Source organism: Actinocorallia populi (assembly GCF_002995495.1).
GTDB classification, from domain to species: domain Bacteria; phylum Actinomycetota; class Actinomycetes; order Streptosporangiales; family Streptosporangiaceae; genus Actinocorallia; species Actinocorallia populi.
In genome coordinates, this window is the sequence record NZ_PVZV01000008.1 from 91,633 (window position 1) to 114,424 (window position 22,792).

Annotated in this window: 19 protein-coding genes; 8 read left to right on the plus strand and 11 right to left on the minus strand. The window is 72.6% G+C overall.

Annotated elements, in window-relative coordinates; all coding sequences use genetic code 11:
* Window positions 1–219: 219 nt before the first annotated feature.
* A complete protein-coding gene (locus tag C2865_RS29820; RefSeq protein ID WP_106401947.1) occupies window positions 220–1,113 on the minus strand; it encodes a carbohydrate kinase family protein in 894 nt (297 codons plus the stop codon).
* 183 nt (window positions 1,114–1,296) lie between these two features.
* Between C2865_RS29820 and C2865_RS29825 the strand changes: the two genes are divergently transcribed.
* The 4 genes from C2865_RS29825 to C2865_RS29840 all read left to right on the plus strand — a co-directional run bounded on the left by C2865_RS29825 (window position 1,297) and on the right by C2865_RS29840 (window position 6,584).
* Complete coding sequence (locus C2865_RS29825) at window positions 1,297–3,747, plus strand: bifunctional acetate--CoA ligase family protein/GNAT family N-acetyltransferase (protein WP_106401948.1); 2,451 nt, start codon at window positions 1,297–1,299, stop codon at window positions 3,745–3,747.
* A gap of 202 nt (window positions 3,748–3,949) precedes the next feature.
* Window positions 3,950–4,534, plus strand: coding sequence for a DUF5998 family protein (locus C2865_RS29830; RefSeq protein WP_106401949.1), 585 nt, complete (start codon window positions 3,950–3,952; stop codon window positions 4,532–4,534).
* A gap of 62 nt (window positions 4,535–4,596) precedes the next feature.
* A complete protein-coding gene (locus C2865_RS29835) occupies window positions 4,597–5,703 on the plus strand; it encodes an alkaline phosphatase family protein (protein ID WP_106401950.1) in 1,107 nt (368 codons plus the stop codon).
* Between the two features lie 53 nt (window positions 5,704–5,756).
* Window positions 5,757–6,584, plus strand: a complete 828-nt coding sequence (locus tag C2865_RS29840) for a sulfurtransferase (protein ID WP_106401951.1) — start codon at window positions 5,757–5,759, stop codon at window positions 6,582–6,584.
* Window positions 6,585–6,591: 7 nt separating this feature from the next.
* Here the strand turns inward: C2865_RS29840 and C2865_RS29845 are convergent, their stop codons facing one another.
* The 4 genes from C2865_RS29845 to C2865_RS29860 form a co-directional block, all read right to left on the minus strand.
* Window positions 6,592–8,799, minus strand: a complete 2,208-nt coding sequence (locus tag C2865_RS29845; protein WP_106401952.1) for a CHAT domain-containing protein — start codon at window positions 8,797–8,799, stop codon at window positions 6,592–6,594.
* Window positions 8,796–9,224, minus strand: coding sequence for a hypothetical protein (locus C2865_RS29850; RefSeq protein WP_106401953.1), 429 nt, complete (start codon window positions 9,222–9,224; stop codon window positions 8,796–8,798). The genes C2865_RS29845 and C2865_RS29850 overlap by 4 nt, the downstream gene beginning before the upstream one ends.
* 10 nt (window positions 9,225–9,234) lie before the next feature.
* Complete coding sequence (locus C2865_RS29855; RefSeq protein ID WP_198653712.1) at window positions 9,235–9,771, minus strand: RNA polymerase sigma factor; 537 nt, start codon at window positions 9,769–9,771, stop codon at window positions 9,235–9,237.
* 83 nt (window positions 9,772–9,854) lie between these two features.
* Window positions 9,855–10,943: a S8 family peptidase gene (locus tag C2865_RS29860; RefSeq protein ID WP_157963951.1), complete on the minus strand. Its 1,089-nt coding sequence runs from the start codon at window positions 10,941–10,943 to the stop codon at window positions 9,855–9,857.
* 87 nt (window positions 10,944–11,030) lie between these two features.
* Between C2865_RS29860 and C2865_RS29865 the strand changes: the two genes are divergently transcribed.
* Window positions 11,031–12,059, plus strand: a complete 1,029-nt coding sequence (locus C2865_RS29865) for an adenosine deaminase (RefSeq protein ID WP_106401956.1) — start codon at window positions 11,031–11,033, stop codon at window positions 12,057–12,059.
* 187 nt (window positions 12,060–12,246) lie between these two features.
* Entirely contained in the window at window positions 12,247–12,741 is a 495-nt protein-coding gene (locus C2865_RS29870; RefSeq protein WP_106401957.1) for a DUF3145 domain-containing protein, read from the plus strand.
* Window positions 12,742–13,025: 284 nt separating this feature from the next.
* Here C2865_RS29870 and C2865_RS29875 read toward each other — a convergent pair whose 3' ends face one another.
* The 5 genes from C2865_RS29875 to C2865_RS29895 form a co-directional block, all read right to left on the minus strand.
* Window positions 13,026–13,949: an NAD-dependent epimerase/dehydratase family protein gene (locus tag C2865_RS29875; protein ID WP_232835903.1), complete on the minus strand. Its 924-nt coding sequence runs from the start codon at window positions 13,947–13,949 to the stop codon at window positions 13,026–13,028.
* A 58-nt stretch (window positions 13,950–14,007) separates the two neighbouring features.
* Window positions 14,008–15,558, minus strand: a complete 1,551-nt coding sequence (locus C2865_RS29880) for a VWA domain-containing protein (RefSeq protein ID WP_106401959.1) — start codon at window positions 15,556–15,558, stop codon at window positions 14,008–14,010.
* Between the two features lie 150 nt (window positions 15,559–15,708).
* Window positions 15,709–16,170 (minus strand): peroxiredoxin, encoded by a 462-nt coding sequence (locus C2865_RS29885; RefSeq protein WP_106401960.1) that lies wholly within the window; start codon window positions 16,168–16,170, stop codon window positions 15,709–15,711.
* Between the two features lie 87 nt (window positions 16,171–16,257).
* Window positions 16,258–16,686 carry a DUF3052 domain-containing protein gene (locus C2865_RS29890; protein ID WP_106401961.1) on the minus strand — a complete coding sequence of 143 codons (429 nt, stop codon included), beginning with the start codon at window positions 16,684–16,686 and terminating at the stop codon, window positions 16,258–16,260.
* Between the two features lie 152 nt (window positions 16,687–16,838).
* Window positions 16,839–17,246 (minus strand): YjbQ family protein, encoded by a 408-nt coding sequence (locus C2865_RS29895; protein ID WP_106401962.1) that lies wholly within the window; start codon window positions 17,244–17,246, stop codon window positions 16,839–16,841.
* Between the two features lie 240 nt (window positions 17,247–17,486).
* Between C2865_RS29895 and aceE the strand changes: the two genes are divergently transcribed.
* Entirely contained in the window at window positions 17,487–20,243 is a 2,757-nt protein-coding gene (gene aceE, locus C2865_RS29900) for a pyruvate dehydrogenase (acetyl-transferring), homodimeric type (protein ID WP_106401963.1), read from the plus strand.
* 75 nt (window positions 20,244–20,318) lie between these two features.
* Here aceE and C2865_RS29905 read toward each other — a convergent pair whose 3' ends face one another.
* Window positions 20,319–21,320, minus strand: a complete 1,002-nt coding sequence (locus tag C2865_RS29905; RefSeq protein ID WP_106401964.1) for a sulfotransferase family protein — start codon at window positions 21,318–21,320, stop codon at window positions 20,319–20,321.
* A 199-nt stretch (window positions 21,321–21,519) separates the two neighbouring features.
* Between C2865_RS29905 and C2865_RS29910 the strand changes: the two genes are divergently transcribed.
* Window positions 21,520–22,707 (plus strand): PucR family transcriptional regulator, encoded by a 1,188-nt coding sequence (locus C2865_RS29910; RefSeq protein ID WP_232835871.1) that lies wholly within the window; start codon window positions 21,520–21,522, stop codon window positions 22,705–22,707.
* The last annotated feature ends 85 nt before the right edge of the window (window positions 22,708–22,792 follow it).

Here is a 22,792-nt window from a genome sequence, read left to right on the forward strand (position 1 = left end):
CTCAGCCGCGCGTGCGGCGACACACCCCGTCACGCGGCCGGCGCGTGAACGGCGGCCGGGGGGTCAGGGGCGCCCTGGGCACGGTCATGGACATGAGCTAACCACAAATGGTTCATGTCTGACAAACCACTAAGTTACGGATCATGACGGAGTGTTAGCTACGTCACGCGACGAAAAGGCGGGGCCGACGGCCCCGCCTTTTCGATCGGAACGTTCGCGTCAGAGTTCGGGGCGGGCCCCGAGGTGGCCGACGGCCTTGGCCGCGAGGCGGCAGCCCGCGGTGAGGGCCTCGGCGGGCGGCTTGCCCTCCAGCCAGGCGGGGAGGAAGCCGGCGGCGAAGGCGTCGCCCGCGCCGGTGCCGTCGATGACCTTCTCGACGGGCTCGGCGGGCACCACGACCGGCTCGGGGCGGCCGTTGGTGTACCACAGGGCGCCGTCGTCGCCCATCTTGATGACGACCTGGGGGTACCAGGCGGTCAGCACCTTGGCGGCGAGCTCGGGCTCCTCGCGGCCGGTGAGGGCCTCGGCCTCGCTGGAGCTGACCAGCAGGAGCTTGGTGCCCTGGGTCCACTCGAAGAACGGCTCGGCGCCGGCGCGCTTGAGCGGGGACGACGAGGCGCCGTCCACCGAGATCGACATGCCGGCGTTGCGGGCGATGCGCAGCGCGTGCAGCGCGGCCTTGCGGGAGCCCTCGTTCAGCAGCGAGTACCCCGACAGGTGCAGGTGCGCCCCGGCGGTGAAGAGGTCGGCGGGGATGTCGTCGGGCAGCAGCGCGGCGTTGGCGCCGGGATCGGACATCATGGTCCGGTCGCCCTTGTGGGTGACCAGCACCACACAGGTGCCGGTGGGGCGTTCGGGGTCCATGACGAGCCGGGCGTCCACGCCGTAGCCCATCAGTTCCATGTCCCTGTTGCGGCCCGCGACGTCCGAGCCGCGCCGGCCCACGAACGCGACCTCGACCCCCTCGACGGACAGCCAGGCCGCCACGTTGGCCCCCGATCCCCCGCCGTGCATCGTCACGCTGGCCGGGGTGTCGCTCCCCTTGGCCAGGGGGTACGCGGCTCGGGCCACGGCGTCGGTCATCAGATCGCCGACCACGACCACGCGTGTCATGACGTTGTCACCTCGCTCGTACCTGACTGGTCCGCACCATTCTGCCTGGGCGTGTCGTTGACCGTAACAGCTTCAACCCTCGGATTTGGTCTCGAACGCGCAGCGAAACCGGTAACGGACGGGAGCCCGGGTGCTCGTGACCCTCCCGTGACCACCCTTTCGCCGTCGCTTACGCTCGGGAGCGTGACCGATCACCCTTACCCCGACCACTGGGAGGCCGACGTCGTCCTCTCCGACGGCGGGACCGCCCACCTGCGCCCGATCCGGTCGCAGGACGCCGAACTGCTGCGGACTTTCTACGCGAGGGTCTCCGCGGAGTCGATCTACTATCGGTTCTTCTCGCCCCGGCCCCGGCTGAGCGAGCGGGAGATCCACCATTTCACGACCGTGGATTATGCCGATCGTGTCGCGTTGATCGCCACGATTGGTACGAAAATGGTGGGAATCGTTCGCTATGACCGTACAAATACCCGTGACGAGGCGGAGGTGGCCTTCCTTATCGAGGACGCCCACCAGGGCCGCGGAGTCGGCTCGGTCATGCTCGAGCACATCGCCGCCGCCGCGCGCGAACGGGGCGTGGAGCGGTTCGTCGCCCACGTCCTGCCCGACAACCGGAAGATGACCAAGGTCTTCCGGGACGCCGGGTACGCGGCGAAGCAGCGCTTCGAGGACGGCATCATCCAGCTCACCCTCGACCTGTCGCCGACCGAGACGTCCCGCGAGGTCATGGCCGCCCGCGAGCACCGCGCCGAGGCCCGCTCCATCGAACGGCTGCTCTTCCCCGGCTCGGTGGCGGTGATCGGCGCCAGCCGGGTCGCCCACAGCGTCGGCCAGACGGTCCTGCGCAACCTCCTCGGCGGCGACTTCACCGGCCCCGTCTACCCGGTGCACCCCACCGCCAAGGCCGTGGCGGGCGTCCGCGCCTACGCCCAGGTCCTCGACATCCCCGACGAGGTCGACCTGGCGGTGGTCGCCGTCCCCGCGGCCAAGGTCAAGGAAGTGCTCGACCAGTGCGCCGCCAAGGGCGTGCACGGCCTGATCGTCGTCTCCTCCGGCTTCGGCGAGACCGGCCAGGAGGGGCGTGAACGCCAGCAGGAGCTCGTCAGCCTGGCCAGGGCCAACGGCATGCGGGTCGTGGGACCCAACTGCCTCGGCATCGCCAACACCGACCCCGACGTCCGGCTCAACGCCACCCTGGCACCCGTGATGCCAGGACGCGGCCCCGTGGGCTTCTTCTCCCAGTCCGGCGCGCTGGGCATCGCGATCCTGCAGCGCACGGCCGAGCGCGGCCTCGGCCTGTCGACCTTCGTCTCGGCGGGCAACAGGGCCGACGTGTCGGGCAACGACCTCCTGCAGTACTGGGAGGAGGACCCGTCCACCAAGGCCGTCATGCTCCACCTGGAGTCCATCGGCAACCCCCGCAAGTTCACCCGGCTGGCCCGAAGGCTGTCGCGAATCAAGCCGATCGTCGCGGTGAAGACCGGCCGCACCCTGCAGGGCGTGCCCCTCGGCCACGCCGTCCGCAAGATCGAACTCCCCGACCACGCCGTCAGCTCCCTGTTCGAGCAGGCCGGGGTGCTGAGGGTGGAGAGCCTCTCGGAGCTGTTCGACGTCGCCCAGCTCCTGGCCTACCAGCCGCTCCCGACCGGCAACAGGGTCGCGATCATCCACAACGCCGACTCCCTGGGCCTGCTGGCCCAGGACGCCGCCGCCGCGCTCGGCCTGGTGGTGCGCCCCCCGGCGGGCCTCGGCCCCTTCGCCGGAGCGCAGGACTACGAGAGGGCCCTCGCCGAGGCGCTCGCCGACCCGGCGGTGGACTCGGTGGCCGTCCTCTACACCCCGCCCGTGATCGGCGGCGCCGAGCTCCTCCTGGGCCCGGACCGGCACTCCGACCCGGTGGCCGAGACGATCGTCCGGCTGGCCCGCGACGCCGGGAAGCCGGTACTGGCCACCTACCTGGGCGCCAAGGGCATGCCGCGCGCGCTGCGCGCCCCCACCGCCGACGGCGAGCCGGGGCCCGGCTCCGTCCCGTCCTACCTCGGCCCCGAGGACGCCATGCGCGCCCTGGCCAACGCCACCTGGTACGCCTCCTGGCGCCGCCGCCCCCGCGGCCGGATCCCCGAGCTGGACGGCCTGGACCGCGAACGCGCCAAGGACCTGGTGGCCGGGTGGAGGGCGGCCGGCCGGGAAGGTGACGCCGCCGAGCTGCTCTCCTGCTACGGCGTGAAGGTCGGGGGCTCTCGCGAGGGCCTCGCCCTGCGCATCGCCACCCGGGAGGACACCTCCTTCGGCGCGGTGATCTCCTTCCGCCTGTCGGACGTGGCCGCCGAGCTGCTCGACGACCGCGCCTACCGGCTCGCGCCGCTCACCGACCTGGAGGCGGCCGACATGGTCCGCTCCATCCGGATGGCCCCGCTGCTGTTCGGCCACCGGGGCTCGGAGCCGATCGCGCTGCCCGCCCTGGAGGAACTCCTGATCAGGGTCTCGCTGCTCGCCGCGGACCTGCCGGAGACGGCGCTGCTGGAACTGGAGCCCGTGCTGGCCGACGCCACCGGCGTGACCGTCGCGAGCGCCCGGCTCAGGCTGGCCGAACCCGCCGGCCACCGGCCGGAACTGGAGCCGAGACGGTTGTGAGGACGCGGACGCCGAACGGTCCACGGGGGGACGGACGCCTGTTCGTGGCCGAACGCGCGTTATGCGTGCCGCATGATCCACAGAGAGGCGGACGCCTGGCGGTGCCCTGTTCGTGACCGAATGCGCGCCGCGCGCGCCGAACGATCCACAAGCGTGCCCGCCCGGGGTGCGCCGGGTGCGCGGGACAGGGCAGGATGGGGGAATGAGGGAAACCCGAGCGAAGGGCGATCAGGAGCTGCGCACGGCCATCGAACGCAGCGGCTACTACCCTGAACTGGTCGCCGACGCCGTCGAGTCCGCGCTGGGCGCGGAGGAGGTGCTGGCCTACGTCGTCCACCACGAAGCGGCGTTCGATCCCGGTATGGAGGTGCGGCGGCATGTGACCGTCCTGGTGCTGTCGCCGACCAGGCTGCTGTTCTGCCACACCGACGAGCATCCACCGAGCGATCTCGTGCCCCAGCCGCACTGCTCCACCACCACCGAGACGGTCCGGCTGGACAGGATCAGCTCCGTCGCGATCACCCGGGTGGTGCCCCGCCCGGAGAAGTACGTCTCCGGCAACCCGCCCACCGAGGTCGTGCTGACCCTGGCCTGGGGCGTCAACTCCCGGATCGACCTGGAGCCGGCCGGCTGCGGCGACGAGAACTGCGACGCCGACCACGGCTACACCGGGGCGGTCACCGCGGACGACCTGTCCCTGCGGGTCAGCGAGGCCGCCGACGGCGCCGAGGCGGTCGTCCAGGTGCTGGCCTTCGCCCGCGCGCTCTCGGCGATGACCACGACATGATCCGGGCGGAGCCGGGACACGGGGACCGGGCGGCCGGGACCGCGTCCGGGCATGATCGGGACATGATCCCCGCACCGCGTTACGGCGAGGCGACGCTCGCCGATCTGTCCTCCTCCGTCCTGGCCTCGCTGGGCGTGCCCGGCGAGACCGACACGCTGGGGCTGCCCGAGCTGCCCCGGGCCTGCATCCTGCTGATCGACGGCATGGGCTGGGAGCTGCTGCGCGAGCACGCCGAGGACGCTCCGTTCCTCAGCTCGCTGGCGGGCCGCCCGCTCACCGCGGGCTTCCCCGCCACCACGGTCACCAGCCTCAGCTCGTTGTCGACGGGCCTGCCGCCGGGCGCGCACGGCATGGTCGGCACCCTGGTGTCGGTCCCCGGCGAGGGCCGCCTGCTCAACTGCCTGCGCTGGGACGGGGGCCGCACGGACCCGCAGGCCTGGCAGTCCCGCGAGACGGTCTACGCCAGGGCCGAGGCGGCCGGGGTGGCCTCCAGCTACCTGGCCTCGGGCGTCTACGCGGGCACCGGGTTCAACCAGGCGATCACCCGCGGCTCCCGGTACGTCCCGGCCGACGGCATGGGCCAGCTGGTGGCCCGCGCCGAGGAGGCGCTGAAGGCCGACGACCGCGCGCACGTCACCGTCTACCACTCCGACCTCGACACCAACGGCCACATGTACGGCGCCGGCTCGCCCACCTGGCGGCACCAGCTGCGGTTCGTGGACCTGCTGGCCGAGCGCGTCGCCGGGATCCTTCCGGCCGGGACGGCCCTGTACGTCACCGCCGACCACGGCATGAGCAACCCGTCCGAGAAGATCGACGTCGGCGACGTCCCCGAGCTGGCCGAGGGCGTCGCCCTGCTCGGCGGCGAGCCCAGGGCCCGGCACGTCTACGCCGAGCCGGGCGCCGCCGCGGACGTGCTCGCCCGCTGGAGCGGGATCCTGGCCGGGCGGGCCTGGGTCATGGGCCGGGAGCAGGCGATCGAGGAGGGCGTCTTCGGCGCGGTCGACCCGGCGCTGCTGCCCCGCATCGGCGACGTGATCGCCGTCCCGTACGGCGACCTGGCGGTGACCGACGCCGCGGCGCACCCGGTCGAGGCGCTCATGGTGGGCATGCACGGGTCGCTGGTGCCCGAGGAGCAGCTGGTGCCGCTGCTGGAGATGACACGGTGAGCCCGGGACATCTGCCCCTCCCCGAAAGGGATGCCGAGGGTCACACTGGCGGTGTGCACCCTCTCATCGACGCGCTGACCCTGGCCCGTGCCGTCAGCGAGAACGACGGCCTCGTGATCCTCGACGTGCGCTGGCGGCTGGCCGGTCCGCCCGGGATCGAGGCATACCGCGCCGGGCACCTGCCCGGCGCGGTCTTCGTCGACCTCGACCGGGAGCTGGCCGGCGAGCCCGGCCCGCTGGGCCGCCATCCGCTGCCCCCGACCGAGGTGTTCCAGGCGGCGATGCGCCGGGCGGGCGTGCGCTCCGACTCCACGGTCGTGGTGTACGACGACGCCGACGCCACCGCCGCGGGCCGCGCCTGGTGGTGCCTGCGCTACTTCCGGCACGAGCGGGTCCGGGTCCTGGACGGCGGCCTGCGCGCCTGGCGGGAGGAGGGGCTGCCGCTCACCGAGCGGGAGCCGGACCCGGTGCCCGGCGACTTCACGGCCCGCCCCGGTGGCCTGCCCGTCCTGGACGCCGGCGGCGCCGCGGTCCTGGCCAAGTCCGGCGTCCTGCTGGACGCCCGGGCCGCCGAGCGCTTCCGGGGCGAGACCGAACCCGTCGACCCGGTGGCGGGCCACATCCCCGGCGCGGTCAACGCCCCGACCTGGGGCAACGTCGGGGTGGACGGGCGGTTCCTGCCCGGCCGGCTGCTGCGCGAGCGGTTCGCGGCCCTGGGCGCCACCGACGCCGCCGAGGTGGGCGTGTACTGCGGTTCGGGCGTCACGGCCGCCCACGAGGTCCTGTCCCTGAACCTGGCCGGCGTCCCCGCCGCCCTGTACGTCGGCTCCTGGTCGAACTGGGTGGCCGACCCGATGAACCCGGTGGCCACCGGCCTGTGAGCCCCGGTCAGCCCGCGCCGAAGCACTGCAGGCCCAGGGCCGCGGCGTCCCGGGGGAGCGCCGCCAGGGCGGCGGCGGGCGCCAGGCCCTCGGCCAGCAGCCGGTGCAGCTCCCGCATGAGGGCGGGCGAGGACGCGTCGGGCAGCGGGGTGACCGAGGCGATCACCGTGCGCACGCCCAGCGACAGCAGGACGCCGGGCAGCCCCAGCAGGTCGTGGCCCTGGCCGGCGTCGCAGGCGGACAGGACGACCAGTTCGGGCGGCGGCCCGAGCTCCGCCAGGTCGTAGCCCGTCAGGGGCCCGTCCTGCAGCAGGATCGCCGACAGCAGCGGGTCGTCCTCCCGGAAGGTCCCGTGCGCGGCGAGGTGTGCCAGCCGCGCCCCGGCCAGCAGCCGTGCGGACGTCCCCGTCCGGGCTCCGGGGTACCGGGGCGCCAGGGCGGCGAGCTCCTCCCGCGCGTGGTCGAGGCCGGGCCCGTGGAGCAGGGCGACGTGACCGCGGACGGCCTCGCGCCGCTGGGCCGCCAGCCAGGCGGTCGCCGACGGGACGACGGTGAACGGCACACCGGTGAGCGCCGCCCACGGCATGCCGTAGAGGGCGCCCGTGGGGGCCAGGACCAGCTCCCTGCCCGCGGCCAGGGCCAGGGCGTCGGCGAACCGGGCGGGCGGCGGTCCGGGCGTGCCGCCGTCCAGCATCGCCCGGGTCAGGGAGAACCGCAGGATCCGCGCCTCTTTGACGGCCTCCGTGTAGGAGCCCAGATCCAGCCTCCGGCAGCGCCCGTCGCGGGCGACGACGGCGTGGAGCCCGTCGCCCGCCCGGACGAGTTCCACGAGCACCGCCTCGTCCAGGGCGGACAGCAGGTCCGGCATGGTGACGTGCGGCCGCGGCGCGGTCAGGGCGGCGGTCCTGGCCAGTTCCCGCCGCTCCCGCTCGTCTTCGGCTCCCGTCCGAGGGGGCCGGGCGGGCGACGGCGGACGCAGGATCCGGCGGCGCAGCTCCTCGAAGGCCAGCAGCTCGCGGGGCGTTCGCGTCAGCTCGACGGCCAGCGCCATCAGCTCCCGGCAGGTGCGGTCGGTGCGGGCGCGCAGCTCCAGGGAGAGGTATCCCCGCGTGAGCCGGTCGGCGGTCTCCAGCGCGGCGCGGACCGCGCGCAGGGCGGGCGCGTTCTCGCCCCGCGCGGCGTGGACCTGCGCGGCGGCCAGGTCAAGGGCCAGGCGCAACGAGGCGGGCGTGCGGGCCGACGGGCGGGGCAGCAGCTCCGGCGCCTCCCGGGGGAAGGCCAGGGCGGCGGCCAGCAGGGTGCGGGCGGCGGGCTCGGGCCAGCCGAGCAGTTCCAGCTCCTCGGCGGTGCGGCGCGCCGAGGCCAGCAGCGCGGGGGAGCGGTCGCCTCCCGCGGCGCGGGCCCGCACCAGGGCGTGCTCGGCCTTGACCACCCAGCCGGGACGGTCCTGCGCGGCGAAGTCGATCCGGGCGAGGACGGCCGACTCCGCGGCGGCGCGGGCGTCGCCGCAGGCCAGCTCCGCCAGGGAGCGCAGGTAGACGGCGTTGGCCGCGTCGGCGGCGAACCCCATGGCCGCGGCGGCGACGGCGGCCTCGGCCAGCAGCTCCCTGGCGTCCCCGGCGAACCCCGCGGCGAGCAGCGCCTCGGCGCGGTCCAGCCGGCACTGGGTGAGCCGTTCGCCGCCCAGCTCCGGCTCGATCTCGGCGAACAGGCCCAGCGCCCACGGCAGGTCGCCGCGGCGCGCGGCCAGGAACGCCTGGTTGTTGGCGACCATCAGCTCCAGGACGCGCGGCCCGCACCGGGCGGCGAGGGCCGCCGCGGCGTGCAGGGCGCTGCCTGCCGCCTCGAACCGGCCGGCGTAGGCGTGGGTCAGCCCGTTGGCGATCAGCCGTCCGGTGCGGGCGGCCGGATCCCCCCGGCGGGGCGGCGCGGGCTTCTCCAGCCTGCCGCGGCTGGCGCGGGCGTAGCTGAGGTTGATCCGCAACCGCTCCAGGTCGGCCCCGTCCAGGTGGGGCTCGGCCAGTTCGGCCATGTGCAGCGCCTGGGCGGTGCGGCCCTGCGCGGTGAGCAGCGGGATCATGGTGGCCCGCACCCGGGCGGCACCGCGCGCGTCGTCCCGGCTCAGCCGCAGGGCCCGCTCCAGGACGGCCAGGCCGCGGGCGAGCTCGCCGGACTCCTTGGCGGCCAGCGCGTCGGCGAGCAGGGTGTCGATCACAGACGGCTCCAGCTGGTGACGACGGTGGTGGCGTCGGGCAGGGTGAAGTGCAGCATCACCTGCCCGGAGGGGATGCCGCCGGTGACGAAGTGGCCGCTCTCGTCCACTTGGGCGCGGGTCTCGCCACGGCTGTGGCGGACGCACAGGGTGGCGGGCCGCGCCGGCGTCAGCCGTCCGGTGAGCACCCGGACGGGCCCGGCGGAGGAGACCTGGAGCTCCACCGTGACGTTCTCGCCCGTGAAGGTGAGCAGCCGGGACGTGCCGCGCAGTCCCGCGCCGGCCGGGGTGGAGTCGCGGGTCAGCTCGGCCAGCGAGGCGTCCGGGTCGCGGAAGGCGAACGCGGCCCGCGCGGCCTCGAACAACGCCGGCGGCGGCGGATCGAGCAGTTCGAACGCGCGCCGCAGTTCATCCAGCAGTTCATCCACTTCATTCGCCTCATTCATCGAGGGAACCCCGCAAACGTCTCAGACATCGGGCCCGGATCGGGCCGACGCTGCCCACGGGCAGGTCCAGCGCGGCCGAGACCTCGGTGTAGGTGGCCGAAGAGGCCAGCATCCGCAACATCGTGCGGCAGCGTTCGGGCATCGCGCGCAGCGCGGCGGCCAGCCGTTCCAGGCGGTCGCGGTCGACCGACCGGGACTCCGGGCCGGGAGCGGGATCGGCGTCGTCCCCAGGTGGTCGCGGCGGCGGGGCGAAGGGGGCGTCGAAGAGGGCGTGGCACTCGTTGCGGCAGACGGTGGCCAGCCATCCGCCCACGCTCTCGGGCTCCCAGAGGGTGTCGATCCGCTGGACCAGCCGCAGCCAGGTCGCCTGGACGGCGTCCTCGGCGGCGGGGCCGGCCAGACCGCGGGACCGGGCGACCGACCAGAGCATCGGCGTGTACCGCCTGACCAGCGCGTCCCAGGCCGCGGCCTCTCCCTTCCGCGCGCGCACCACCAGTTCCCCGGCGGTGACGTCGACCTCACTTCTCACCTTGCGCCCTCCCGTGCCCTGCGTGCCGCTTGCGGAGACGCTAGAGGGGCGTGCGCTGAAAGTGAGCGTGAAGTCGCTGAGAGTTACCCGATCGCGATGATCGTCCCCAGCCCGGAACGTGCGGGACCGGAGGACAGGACCGCCGCGGCGGCCGCGGGACCGCCGGACCCGGCGGTGACGCGGGCGGCGACCGCCCCCGCGACGGCGGGCGCGGCGAACGAGGTGCCCGACCAGAGCGCGTAGCCGTCGAACTTTCCGAACCATACGAAACTGCTGTGGACGGCGACCCCCTGCGCGCAGGCGTCCACCCACGGTCCGTGGTTGCTGAACCAGGCGCGCTCCGTCCCGTCCAGCGCGGCCACCGCGATGACACCGGGCAGCGCGGCGGGCCAGAACGGGCGGTCGGAGGCGGTGTTGCCCGCGCAGGCCACCACGACGGTGCCCGGCCCGAGCGCCGCGACGGCCTGCGACATCACGGGGGAGGGGCGGTCGTCGAAGGTGTGGCACCCCAGGGAGATGTTCACGACGTCCACGCGGCCGAGCCCGCGCAGTGCGCGGATGAGGGTGAGCTCGTCCCCGATGCCGTCGCCGCCGATGACCCGCCGAGCCGTGATCCGCGCGGACGGCGCGTACTGCAGCACCACGCCCGCGACGAACGTGCCGTGCCCCGCCTGCGCGTCGAGCGCGTGGTCGGAATCGGTGTCCAGCGCCTCGGCGACCAGGTCGCGCTGCCCGGCGAACCAGTCGGCGGCGGCGTACCAGGGGTGCGGGTCGAGTCCCGTGTCCAGGACCGCGACCGTCACGTCACGCCGGACCGGCCCGCACGCGGGCAGCGGGACGGGCCGCGCCGGCCGGGGCCGGTCGGCGGGTCCCGCCCACCACATCGGCTGCCCGTACACCAGGTGGTTGGGCCCGACGTCCAGTCCCTGCGCGCGTGCCAGCAGGCTCACCTCGCACACGTCGACGCCCGCCGACGGGGCCAGCCGCAGCCGGGTCACGCCGTGACCCTCCTCGCGGGAGTCCCACCAGCGGCGCAGCAGCTCCTCGACGCGGGGCAGGTCGCGGTCGGCGACCAGCAGCTGGTCGCGCCGCAGCAGCGTGCCCGGCGCGACGAGCCGGGCGTCCCGGTGGCGGGCCAGCAGCCGCTCCAGCCGGGCACCTCGATCGGACATGGGCCCAGTGTGCGCGCCCGTCCACATCCCCGGGCCGCGGGTCGCGCCGAACACATAGGATCTTGAACATGACCAAGGGGGAGCAGAATGTCGCTTGAGAATTTCATCGCCGGACTGCCCAAGGCCGAACTGCACGTCCACCACGTGGGCTCGGCCTCCCCCCGGATCGTGGCCGAACTGGCCGCCCGGCACGAGGGCACCACCGCGGTCCCCGCGGACCCGGAGCTGCTCGCCGAGTACTTCACCTTCCGGGACTTCGACCACTTCATCGAGGTCTACGTCTCGGTCGTCGAGCTGGTCCGCGACGCCGAGGACGTGCGGATGCTCACCTACGGCATCGCCGAGGACATGGCGCGGCAGAACATCCGCTACGCGGAACTGACGGTCACGCCGTACTTCACGCTGCTCAAGGGCGTCGCCGACGAGGCGTTCGTCGAAGCGCTCGAGGACGCGCGCCACAGCGCCGAGCGCGACCTCGGCGTCATGCTGCGCTGGTGCTTCGACATCCCGAGCGAGGCCGGTCCGGCGGCGGGGGAGCGGACGGTGCGGATCGCCGTCGACCAGGCGCCCGACGGCCTGGTGAGCTTCGGCCTGGGCGGTCCCGAGGTGGGCTGGCCGCGCCCGCTGTTCAAGCCGTTCTTCGACGAGGCGCGCGCCGCCGGGCTGCACAGCGTGCCGCACGCGGGTGAGACGACGGGCCCGCAGACGGTCTGGGACGCGCTGCGCGAACTGGGCGCCGAACGCATCGGGCACGGCATCCGGTCCGTGCACGACCCGCGGCTGCTGGAGCACCTCGCCGAGCACGGGATCGTGCTGGAGGTCTGCCCGACGTCCAACCTCGCCACCGGCGCCGTCGCGAGCCTGGCCGAGCACCCGCTGCCGCGGCTGGTCGAGGCGGGCGTGCCGGTCACCGTCAACAGCGACGATCCGCCGATGTTCGGCACCGACCTCAACCGCGAGTACCTCGTCGCCGCGCGGCTCCTCGGCCTCGGTGCCGCCGGAGTCGGGGAACTCGCGAAGGCCGCCGTTCGTGGATCTTTCATGGGGGATGCGGACAAGAGCCGTCTGACCGCCGAGATGGACGCCTACATGGGGGAGCACACTTTCGTTTCATGAGCGCGACCATGGTCTCTACCGCAGGACGGACAGGTCGCGCATTGTCGCCAGGACGTTTCTGTTCGTCAATCACGCTGGTGCGGAGGGTGCCCATCGGGCACAATGAGGGGCGCACGGACCTACTGAGAGCGTTGGCGAGAGGCCGTAGGGGAAGACGCGCCTCGACCAGCACTACCAGGAGGACCGAGTGACCGTACGTGGTGTGTTCTACGTCCACTCCGCGCCACCTGCGCTGTGCCCGCATATCGAGTGGGCGGCCGCGGGTGTGCTTGGCGTACCCGTCAAGCTGGTGTGGACCGATCAGCCCGCTGCTCCCGGCAGCCAGCGGGCCGAATTGTGCTGGGAGGGCAAGCCAGGCATCGCCGCTGCCCTCACTTCGTCGTTGCGCGCCTGGAAACTGGCGAGATTCGAGGTCACCGAAGAGGCGTCGCCCGGCGCGGACGGCATCCGCTACTGCTTCACCCCGACCCTGGGCGTCTTCTCCGCCACGATCGGCGCCAACGGCGACATCATGATCCCCGAGGACCGGTTGCGGCACGTGATGGCCAACGCGGCCTCCGGCAAGACCACCCTGGAACACGAGATCGACACCCTGCTGGGCACCCCCTGGGACCACGAGCTCGAGCCGTTCCGCCGCGCCGGCGACGGCGCCCCCGTCCGCTGGCTGCACGCAGCCGTCTGACGGTGCGGCCCGCACGGAACCCCCTTGCGACCCCGACCCTCCGCCCTCCGGATCACCTCCGGAGGGCGGAACGCTTTACGGCCCCCGCCGTCCGTACCGGCGCCCGTCCGGACGAGCACCCGGCGAAGCGCCGTCTCAGACGCCGTTCCGGCGACACGTTCACGGCGCCCCGGACCGGGGCCCGCGGGGGTGCCGTCTCGGGTGAGCGCCGTTCCGGCCAGGCGTCCGCGATCCTTCCGTCCGGACGGGTCGTGGTCCGGTGGGCGGGGGCCGGGGCGGGCGGCTCAGACGGGGATGGACTCCTCGGAGCGGAACCAGGCGAGGGTGTCGGACAGGCCCTGCTCCAGGGGGACGGGCGCCAGGGCGGGGAACAGGGCGCGGAAGCGGGCCGGGTCGGCCAGGCAGACGCGCTGGTCGCCGCGGCGGGGCTGGGTGTGGACGACCTCCAGGCGGCGGTCCAGCAGGGACTCGAGCAGCGAGACGAGCCTCAGCGGGGTGCAGGCGGCACCCAGGGCGAGATTGACGGGGACGTGGCTGGTGACCTGGCGGTCGATCGCGTCGCGGATCGCCGCCACGACCGTGCTCACATGGGTGAGGTCGCGTACCTGCCGGCCGTCGCCGTGCACCTGCAGCGGCAGCCCTCGCAGCGCCGCGTCGATGAACGCCGGGACGATCGCGCTGTGCGCGCGCCCGACCGTCTGGAGCGGGCCGTAGACGTTGAAGACGCGCAACGGCAGGACGGGCACGCCGAAACTGTGGCCGTACGCCAGCGCGTACGCCTCCGCGGCCAGCTCGCTCGCGCCGTACGGGCTGAGCGGCCGCGCCGGCAGGTCCTCGTGCGACGGGGCGTCCTGCTCGCCGTAGACGGCGGCCGACCCCACGAGGACGACGTGCGCCCCGCAGTGCCGCGCCGCCTCCAGCACGTTCAGCGTGCCCGTGACGTTCACCTCGTGCGCCGCCGCCGGGTCCTCCGCGGAGCGGGGAACCGACGGCAGCGACGCCAGGTGGACGATCGTGTCGGCCAGGGCGACGGTCTCGCCGAGCAGCTCCCGGTCCGCCGTCGACCCGGCCACCAGCGAGACGCCGGATCCGGAGAGGCTGACCGCGAACCCGCCGGTCAGGTCGTCGTACGCGGTCACCCTGTCTCCCCGGGCGGCCAGGGTCCGGCACAGATGAGCGCCGATGAACCCCGCCCCGCCGGTCACCACGATGTTCAACAGCTCCCCTTACGTGAGGTGTCGGCTGTCTCACATTCTGTCGTATCGGCTACTGGTATCCGCGTATCTCCTTGAAGACCGTCGCGAGAGACTGCTTCCGCGCGTCGAACGCCCGGCCGCCGGTGAGCGAGGCGAGGTCGTTCATCTCGTCCTCCTCGGCCTCGCCGAACAGGACGGGGAAGACCGGCACGCCGGGAACGGCCAGCCCGTCCCGGTAGCGACTCACGAAGTCGGAGTAGTCCATGCCCTGGGTGTTCTCCCCGTCGGACATCAAGACGATCGAGGTGAACCGGTCGGGGTCGTCGGCGACCTGCTGCTTCGTCGCCTCGTAGGCCGCGGCGAGGCTGTCGTAGATGGCGGTGCCGCCGCCCGCGTTCAGCCCTTCGGAGAACTGCTGGATCTGCTGGAGGACGGGGCCGGGCATGTCGTCGGGCACCGTGAAGCGCCGGGGCTGCTGCGGTTTGCCGCTGAACGGCAGCATCGTGACCTCCTCCCGGTTGTGGAAGCGGTGGAAGCCGTCGTCGGCGCCGGTCAGGGAGACCAGCGCGGTCTTCAGGTCGTCGAGCCGGTTGCCGCGCATGGAGCCCGACACGTCCAGCACGTACACGGTGCGGGACGGTCGGCGCAGCCGGTCGAAGAACGCCGCGACCAGCCGGTCGACGGTGTCCGGGGCGCCGGGGAACGGGAGCTCCTTCAGGTCCGAGGGGCCGGCGCCGCCGGTCCCGGCGGTCACCGGGCGGCGATGGGTGACCTGGGCGATCCGCTGCTGCACCTCGGGCTTGAGCAGGTAGGCGGTGAGCTTGCCGTACCTCTCCCGGGCCTCCTGCGAGGCCGACCCCAGCAGGGTGAGGGGGTAGTCGGCGGTCGCCACCCCGTCGGCGGGGTAGACGAGGACGAGGGGTTCGGCGAGCTGCCCGGAGGCGTTGAGCGACCGCAGCACCGACTCGTAGTTCACCAGCCCGTCGACCTCGGCGCCGTTGCGGACGAAGGACTCCGACAACCAGCCGGAGGAGCCTGCGGTGAGCAGCTGGGCGGAGAAGAACTTCCGGAGGTCCCCGGAGATCTTCTCGATCCCGGCGGGGTCGAGGTCGCTGCCGCCGTTGAGCGCGATGGACACGCCCACGAGCGCGGAGAAGCCCGAGTTGGACGAGGCGGGGTCGGTCATGCCGTAGGTGAACTCGCGCCGGGCCGCCGCCTCGGCGACCTGCTTCCAGGTCGGGCGGGCGGAGTCCCAGCCGAGCCGCCGGGCGGCCTCGGGCCGCACGCCCAGCACGACCGGCGAGGACATGACCGGGGTGGCGGTGCCGGTCCGGACGTTCTGGTGCAGTTCCAGGTAGCGGTTGGAGGAGAACCAGACCGCGTCGTGGCCGCGGGCGGCCTGGCCCGAGACCACCTGCTCGACGCCTTCGATGGTGCCCGTGTAGTCGAGCTCGACGGACACCCCGGTCTCCGCGCGCGCCTCCCGCAGGATCGGCGCGAGGTCGGCCAGTTCGCTGCCGGCCAGGATCCGCAGCGCGCCCTCGCCGCCGGAGGAGTCGGGGGTGGAGCAGCCGCCCGCCAGCAGCAGGGCGGCCAGAGCCGTGATGAGCGCTTTTCTCATGACCACTCAGACGCCGGCGCCCACCCGGCGGAGGAGAACAAAAGGTGATCTTCAGATGAAGAAGGGGGATCGTCCGGCCGCCCCGGTATACGGGAACGCCGAGGGCCGGGCCCCCTCCTGGAGGAGGGGGCCCGGCCGGGGAGCGGTGTGTCAGGACAGCTCGGTCAGCGCCTTGCGGTAGGCCTCGAGGTCGCGGGCCTCGGGGATGGCGTTGTCCACCTTCCAGCGGACGACGCCCGCCTTGTCGATGATGAAGGTGCCGCGCCGGGCCAGACCCTTCTCGGCGTCGAAGACGCCGTAGGACTGGGCGACGCCGCCGTGCGGCCAGAAGTCCGAGAGCAGCGGGAACTGGTACTTCTCCTGCTCCGTCCACGCCCGCAGGGCGAAGACGGAGTCGACGGAGACCGCCAGGACCTGGACGTCGTCACCGCCGAGCGTGGGCAGCTCGTCGCGGATCGCGCAGAGCTCCCCGGTGCAGATCCCGCTGAAGGCCAGCGGGTAGAACACCAGGACGACGTCCTTCTTCCCCGCGAAGTCCGACAGCTTGACGGGCGTGCCGTGCTGGTCCTTCAGCTCGAAATCGGGAGCCTTGTCGCCCACCTCAACGGCCATGTCTTATTCCCTTCCGGAGGAGACTGAAAACCTCGCGAGCCCCCAGTCTGCCACCCGGCGGGGTGCGGCCCGACGCCGCGGGCGCGGTTACTTGAGGCCCTTGGGTGCGACCAGCCGGGTGCCCGACCATTCGGGCGCGGCGCTGACGCTGCTCGTCTGGGAGAGCCCGGCGGTCGGGGCCGCCTCGCCGATGTCACTCGGTTCCACGTGGCCCTCGCGGCCGGCCTTGGGGGTCAGCAGCCAGATGTGCCCGCCGCCGGTGATCGAGGTGAGGGCGTCGACCAGGCCGTCGACCAGGTCGCCGTCGTCCTCGCGCCACCACAGCAGCACGACGTCGGCATAGTCTTCGTACTCCTCGTCCACCAGCTCACTGCCGGTGACCGTCTCGATCGAGGCCCGCAGCTCCTCGGACACGTCCTCGTCCCAGCCGAGCTCCTGCACCACCTGACCCGGCTTGAAACCGAGCCGTTCGGCCAGGCTGCGCTCTGTCTGCGCCTGACCCGCGGTCGCGCTCACTGACGTCCTCCCTGTGTCGTCTTCATGGAATGCACCGTACTGTCTTTCCGGCGTACCCCAAGGTATTGCGGGACAGTCCACACAAAGGACGGCCCCCTGCGCAAGTGCCCATACCCCATCCGCATGATCCGCGGTACGGCCCACATGCTTTTTCACGTTCCCCGAAGAAAGGTCAACCGCACCTGCCTGTCGGGATTGTCGAGGTTGAGGTCCACCAGGGCGACCGACTGCCAGGTGCCGAGGGCGAGCCGGCCGTCCAGGACGGGCACCGAAGCATAGGGCGGGATGATCGCGGGAAGCACGTGGGAACGCCCGTGTCCGCGCGATCCGTGCGCGTGGATCCACCGGTCGTCGGCCGGCAGCAGGTCCCGCAGCGCGTTCAGGAGGTCCCGGTCGCTGCCCGCCCCCAGTTCGAGGATCGCCACTCCCGCGGTGGCGTGGGGGACGAAGACGTGCAGCAGCCCGTCCCCCTCGCCCTCGACGAACGCGGCGCAGTGCCGGGTGAGGTCGAGGACGGCCTCCTCGCGGCCCGTCGAGACGGGGATCACCGTGCTCTTCATGAGAGGATCATCACAGGTCTGGACCACTTCGGCCACCGGCGGGCCCGGCGGCGGGTCGCCCGAACCGCTCTGGACGGGCGTCCACCGGGGTGTGGCAGTGTGGAAGGACACAGTGAATCCCGCTGTGACCTGCGATGAGTTACTCAGCGGTAGAGATGCGATCGCGCCCGTTGAGGAGCAGGATGGAAACGAGCATCGGCAAACAGCCGATGAAACACCGCGCGTGACAAGGGGACCCCAGTGCCTTCCGGACGCCAACGCTTCTCGATCATTAGCGACGGCCTGCCGAGCCAGCTCCCGGACATCAACCCCGACGAAACTCGGGAATGGCTCGAATCACTGGACACGGTCATCAAGACCGAGGGCCGGACCAGGGCCCGCTACGTGATGCTCCGCCTGCTGGAACGAGCCCGTGAGCAGCAGGTCGGGGTGCCCGGCCTGCGCAGCACCGACTACATCAACACGATTCCGCCGGAGAGGGAGCCCTGGTTCCCCGGCGACGAGCACATCGAGCGCCGCATCCGGGCCTACATCCGGTGGAATGCGGCGATCATGGTCTCCCGCGCCAACCGGCCGGAGCTGAGCGTGGGCGGCCACATCGCCACCTACGCCTCGGCCGCCTCCCTGTACGAGGTGGGCTTCAACCACTTCTTCCGGGGCAAGGACCACGGCGAGTCCGGCGACCAGGTCTTCATCCAGGGCCACGCCACGCCCGGCATCTACGCCCGCGCCTTCCTGGAGGGGCGGCTGACCGAGAGCCAGCTGGACGGCTTCCGCCAGGAGGTCTCCCACCCCGGCGGCGGCCTGTCGTCCTACCCCCACCCTCGGCTCATGCCGGACTTCTGGGAATTCCCGACAGTTTCGATGGGTTTGGCCGCCATCGACTCGATCTACCAGGCCCGGTTCAACCGCTACCTGCTGTCCCGCGAGGTCAAGGACACCTCCCGCTCGCACGTGTGGGCCTTCCTGGGCGACGGCGAGATGGACGAGCCCGAGTCGCTCGGCGCCATCGGCCTGGCCGCGCGCGAGGAGCTCGACAACCTCACCTTCGTGATCAACTGCAACCTGCAGCGGCTCGACGGCCCCGTGCGCGGCAACGGCAAGATCATCCAGGAGCTGGAGTCGTACTTCCGCGGCGCCGGCTGGAACGTCATCAAGGTCATCTGGGGCCGCGACTGGGACCCGCTGCTGGCCAAGGACGTCGACGGCGTGCTGGTCAACAAGATGAACACCATGCCCGACGGCCAGATGCAGACCTTCTCCGTCGAGCCCGGCTCCTACGTCCGCGAGCACTTCTTCGGCGACGACCCCCGGCTGCGCAAGATCGTCGAGCATCTGAGCGACGACGACCTCACCAAGCTCTCCCGCGGCGGCCACGACTACCGCAAGCTGTACGCGGCCTTCAAGGCCGCCCGCGAGCACACCGGCCAGCCGACCGTGATCCTGGCCCACACCATCAAGGGCTGGACGCTGGGGCCGGACTTCGAGGCCCGCATGTCCAGCCACCAGATGAAGAAGCTGTCTAAGAACGAGCTCAAGGAGTTCCGCGACCGGCTCTTCCTGGAGATCCCCGACTCGGCCCTGGAGGGCGACCTGCCGCCCTACTACCACCCGGGCGAGGGGTCGGAGGAGATCCAGTACATGCGCGAGCGCCGTGCGGCCCTGGGCGGCTTCCTGCCCAAGCGCGTCAACCGCGCCAAGGCGCTGAAGCTGCCCGGCGACGAGGCCTACAAGGAGCTCCGCAAGGGTTCGGGCAAGCAGAAGGTCGCCACCACCATGGCCTTCGTGCGGCTGCTCAAGGACCTCATGAAGGACAAGGAGATCGGCCACCGCTTCACGCCGATCGTCCCCGACGAGGCCCGCACCTTCGGCATGGACGCCATGTTCCCGACGGCGAAGATCTACTCGCCGCACGGGCAGACGTACGAGGCGGCCGACCGCAAGCTCATGCTCAGCTACAAGGAGTCCGAGCAGGGCCAGATCCTGCACGAGGGCATCACCGAGGCCGGCTCCATGGCCTCGATGATCGCCTCGGGCACCGCGTACGCCACGCACGGCGAGCACATGATCCCGATCTACATCTTCTACTCGATGTTCGGGTTCCAGCGGACCGGCGACCAGATGTGGGCGCTGGGCGACCAGATGGGCCGCGGCTTCCTGCTGGGGGCCACCGCGGGACGCACCACGCTCACCGGTGAGGGCCTGCAGCACGCCGACGGGCACTCCCCGCTGCTGGCCTCCACCAACCCCGCGTGCGTGGCCTACGACGCCTCGTGGGCCTTCGAGCTCTCGCACATCGTCAAGGACGCCCTGCACCGCATGTACGGGCCCGACTCCGAGGACATCTACTACTACCTCACCGTCTACAACGAGCCCTACACCCAGCCCGCCGAGCCGGCGGACCTGGACGTCAAGGGCCTGCTGAAGGGCCTCTACAAGTTCTCCGACGGCCCCTCCCTGGAGGAGGACGCCCCGCGCGCCCAGATCCTCGCCTCCGGCGTGGCGGGCCCCTGGGCCGTGGAGGCGCAGCGCCTCCTCGCCGAGGACTGGGGCGTGTCGGCCGACGTCTGGTCGGCGACCTCCTGGACGGAGCTGCGCCGCGAGGCGATGAACTGCGACAACTTCAACCTGCTCAACCCGGAGAAGGAGCAGATGGTCCCGTACGTGACGCGCCGCCTCGCGGACGTCCAGGGGCCGATCGTGGCGGTCAGCGACTTCATGCGCGCGGTCCAGGACCAGATCGCGCCGTGGGTGCCGGGCGACTACACCTCGCTGGGCACCGACGGGTTCGGCTTCTCCGACACCCGCGCCGCCGCGCGCCGCTTCTTCCACGTGGACGCCCAGTCCATCGTGATGGCGGTGCTCACCCGGCTGGTCCGGCGCGGGGAGCTCAAGCACGAGGTGCTGCAGCAGGCCCTCACCCGCTACGGCCTCGACCAGGGCGTCGCCGCCGTCTCCGGCGAGAACGCCCCGGAGGAGTCCGGCGGAGCCGCCTGAGGCCCGCCGCCGGGCGAAGGGGCCGGTGACCGCTTGCGGTCACCGGCCCCTTTCCATGCCGAGGGCTCCCGCGGTTCAGGGCGCGGGCTGGAGGTCCTGGTCGCTGCCGCCCAGCCGGCAGGCCAGGTCGTCGTCGGACACGATCCGGTGCCAGCCGTCCCGGAACCCGCGGCGCAGCGCCGCCTGCCTGCGCCAGGCCAGGGTGCGCGCGTACCGGGCCAGGACGGCGGCGGGCGGGCGCCCCAGCCCCGACAGCTCGTAGCCGTAGGCGCGCAGCCGGTCGCCCAGCACGTACTCGCACAGCTGCACCTCCCAGGGCTCCAGCCGCTCCTCCCAGGCCCGGATGGCCGCGGCGTCCACGTCCTTGTGCGTCCGGGCGTGGTGCTTCTTGCGCCGGGGGTTGACCGAGGCGACGGCCTCCGGGTGGAGCATGGCCGGGTCGTAGCGCTCGCCCAGGAACTCGCACAGGGCCGAGAGCTGCGGGGCCGGGTCGGCGACGAGGTGCTCGTACTGCAGCGCGTAGTAGGAGCCGTCGGGGCAGTGCCGGGCGGCCTCGTGGCCGGCGTCGATGGCGTTGGCCCAGGTGACGACGGCGTGGTGGCTGTCGTGCTCCCACCACTTCATGCCCTTGAGCGAGCCGACGCAGTCCCGCCCGTCCCGGATCAGGTGCACCACCTGGGCGTCGGGGAAGAGCCGGAAGAGCTCGGGCAGGTACTGGATGTAGGCGGGCCGCTTGTCCCCCCAGCGCTGCTTGCCGTGCCGCCGCGCGTACTCCCGCAGGACGGTGCCCAGGGCCGAGCCGAGGGTGGGCGGCGCCTCCTCGATCCGCCGCACCGTCTCGGCGGCGTCCAGGCCCAGGTCCGGGAACTTGTGGCCGCGGGTGCCGGTGATCCACTCGCCGAGCGCGCGCCGGTTGGCGGGCACCCGCAGGTCCCCGAACCGCGCGCGCCGGTAGTAGGCGGGCAGCAGGAACCGGGTCTCGGGAGGGATGGCGATCCTGGGATGGGCGTGCAGCATCAACTGCAGCAGGGTGGTGCCCGAACGAGGGCATCCGACGACGAAGATCGGCCGTTCCATTGCGGTTCCCTTCTCGATCGCGCCTCACCAAGATGGCGGAGCGTCACCATCCGGGTGTGTCGCGTGACAGGGGATGGTGAAGAATTGACCCTGTCTTGACCGGATGAGTCCTTCGTGAAGGCGGCATGAGCGGACGACACCGCACGGCCGGTCGCCGTGGGATGTTCCGGGCATGGGCCGGGGATGGCACTCTTGTTCCGTGAGCAACGACGCCGTGGGCGGGAACCGGGACCTGCGCGAGCAGACGACCCGGCGGCTGGAGACCGCGCTGAGCACCTTCGGCAACGCCGCCCTCGCGCGCATGGAGGAGCGCCTGCCGTGGTTCCGGCGCATGCCCGCCGAGCAGCGCTCGTGGATCGGCCTGGTCGCCCAGACGTCCATCGCCGCGTTCGTCGACTGGTTCCGCAACGGGGAGAAGACCAGGGTCGCGCTCGGCGGCGAGGTCTTCGCCACCGCGCCGCGCGAGATGATGCGCACCATCCGGCTGCAGCACACCGTGGACATGGTCCGGGTGATCAGCGAGGTGGTGGAGACCAGGCTGCACGACCTGGCCGCCCCCGGCGGCGAGGCCCAGCTGCGCGAGGCGATCCTGCGCTACACCCGCGAGGTCGCCTTCAGCGCCGCCCAGGTCTACGCGCGGGCGGCCGAGACCAGGGGCGCCTGGGACGCCCGGCTGGAGGCGCTGGTCGTCGACTCGCTGCTGCGCGGCGACGGCGACGACGGACTGCACTCCTGGGCCGCGGCGCTCGGCTGGACCACCAAGCCGGTCTTCGTGCTGGCCGGGCACGCACCCGAGGAGGACCCGGAGGCGATCGCCGACCAGATCCGCCTGTCGGCGCGGCGGCTGCGCGTGGACGTCCTGTCCGGGGTGCAGGGGCACCGCCTGATCGTCATCGCCGGCGGGGCCGAGGACCCGCTGGCCGCCGCCCAGCTCCTGTCCGCCAAGTTCGGCCCCGGGCCGGTGGTCGTCGGCCCCGAGGCCCCTGACCTGTACGGCGCCACCGCCTCGGCCCGCGCCGCGCTGGCCGGGCTGCGCGCGGCGGTGGGCTGGCCGGACGCGCCCCGCCCCGTCCTGGCCGCGGAGCTGCTGCCCGAACGCGCGCTGGACGGCGACAACGTCGCCCGCGAGTACCTGGTGAGCGAGGTCTACGGGCCCATCCAGGCGGCGGGCGCGCCGCTGCTGGACACCCTCACCACCTACCTGGAGCAGGGGTCCTCGCTGGAGGCCACGGCCCGCCTGCTGTACGTCCACCCCAACACCGTGCGCTACCGGCTGCGGAGGGTGTCGGAGCTGACCGGCCTGCTGCCCACGGACGGGCGGGGCGCGTTCACGCTCCGCATCGCCCTGGTGCTCGGGAGGTACGCCGAGCGGCCCCGCTCGGCGTGACGGCGCGCTCCTGACCCGGGGCGGGGCGCGTCGCTGTTGTGAGAGACCTACAAAGGGGAGCGATCAAACTTCGTCCCTCTCGGCA